Origin of the sequence: Streptomyces spongiae (assembly GCF_009377185.1) — a bacterium.
Taxonomy (GTDB): Bacteria; Actinomycetota; Actinomycetes; order Streptomycetales; family Streptomycetaceae; genus Streptomyces; species Streptomyces spongiae.
The window spans coordinates 1-1,253 of the sequence record NZ_VJZC01001079.1 but is presented as its reverse complement, the minus strand read 5'-3'; the positions used below and the strand labels follow the sequence as shown (position 1 = coordinate 1,253).

1 pseudogene is annotated in these 1,253 nt (G+C 78.9%); it reads right to left on the bottom strand.

Features of this window, described 5'->3' with window-relative positions:
• Window positions 1-1,253 (bottom strand): annotated as a pseudogene (locus FNH08_RS51375) (hypothetical protein); the annotation flags it as partial.

The window sequence follows — 1,253 nt, the reverse complement described above, 5'->3', positions numbered from 1 at the left end:
GCCTGGGGGTAGCCGTATCCGGCGGCCTGGGGTTGACCGGGCTGAGGCTGCGGCTGTCCGGGCTGCGCCTGCGGGTGCCCCGGCTGGGGCTGTCCCGGCTGGGGCTGCCCGGGCTGGGGTGCCTGCTGCGGGTACCCGTAGCCCGCCGCCTGCGGGTGTGCGGGATGGGGCTGGGGCTGTGCGGGCTGGTGCGTCTGTCGCGGGTCGACCGGTGCCTGCTGGCCGCCCTGCGTCGGGTACCCGGTCTGCGGCTGGGCGGGGCCGAACGTGCCCTGCGGAGGCGTCTGGTGCTGCGGCTGCGCCGGGGGCTGCCCGGGAGCCTGGGGGTAGCCGTAACCGGCGGCCTGAGGCTGACCGGGCTGTGCCTGCGGCTGTCCCGGCTGGGGCTGTCCGGGCTGGGGCGCCTGCTGCGGGTAGCCGTAACCGGCTGCCTGCGCGGCGGCAGCGGCGGCCTGCTGGTCCGGGTGCCCTGCCTGCTGCGCGGGTACGTAGCCCTGCGGCAGCGGGGGGAGCGCCTGGTCGCCCTGGTGCGCGGCGGGGGCCTGCGCGGGGGGCTGCGTCTGCGGCGGCTGTCCCTGCGCGGCGGGCTGGGGACCGGGAGCGGCGGGCGCCGGTCCTGCCAGTGCCTCGGCCTCCGGCTGGGCCTCCGCCGTGGCCGGCGCGGCCTCGGCTTCGGGCTGCGCGGGGGACTCCGAGCCGGAGCGGCCGCCAGCGGACTCGTCGCCCTCGGCACCGGTCACGGGCCCGGCGGAGTCACCCGACTCCGCCTCGGCGCTCGGCGCCTCCTCGGGCTCGTCGTCGGCACCGCCGAACAGCAGCGCCGCCTCGGCGTCCGCCGCGGCATGGTTGAGCTCGGGCACCGGCCACTCGGCCCCCGACTGCGCGGAACCCGCCTGTTCGGGAGTCGGCTGCGCGGGAACGCCCCCCGGCGGGGTGGACTGCGCGGGAACGCCCGCCGCCGGGGTGGCGGCCTGAGGCGGGGTGCCCTGGGCGTCCTCGTCGACCGGGCGCAGCACGGGGAAGCCCGGCGAGGCGGGCGGCTGGGCGGGCGCCTGCTGCTGAGGGAATCCGTAACCGCCCGACGTGTCCTGGTTCGACTGGGGCGGCGCGGGCGATCCCGCCTGCTGGGGGTAGCCGTATCCGCCGGCCGCCGGAGGAGTGCCCGGGCCGGACTGCTGCTGCGGGAACCCGTAGCCACCCGTGCTGTGCTGACCCGTGTCGTGCGCGCCCTGCGCGGGCTGCTGGCTGTCTCT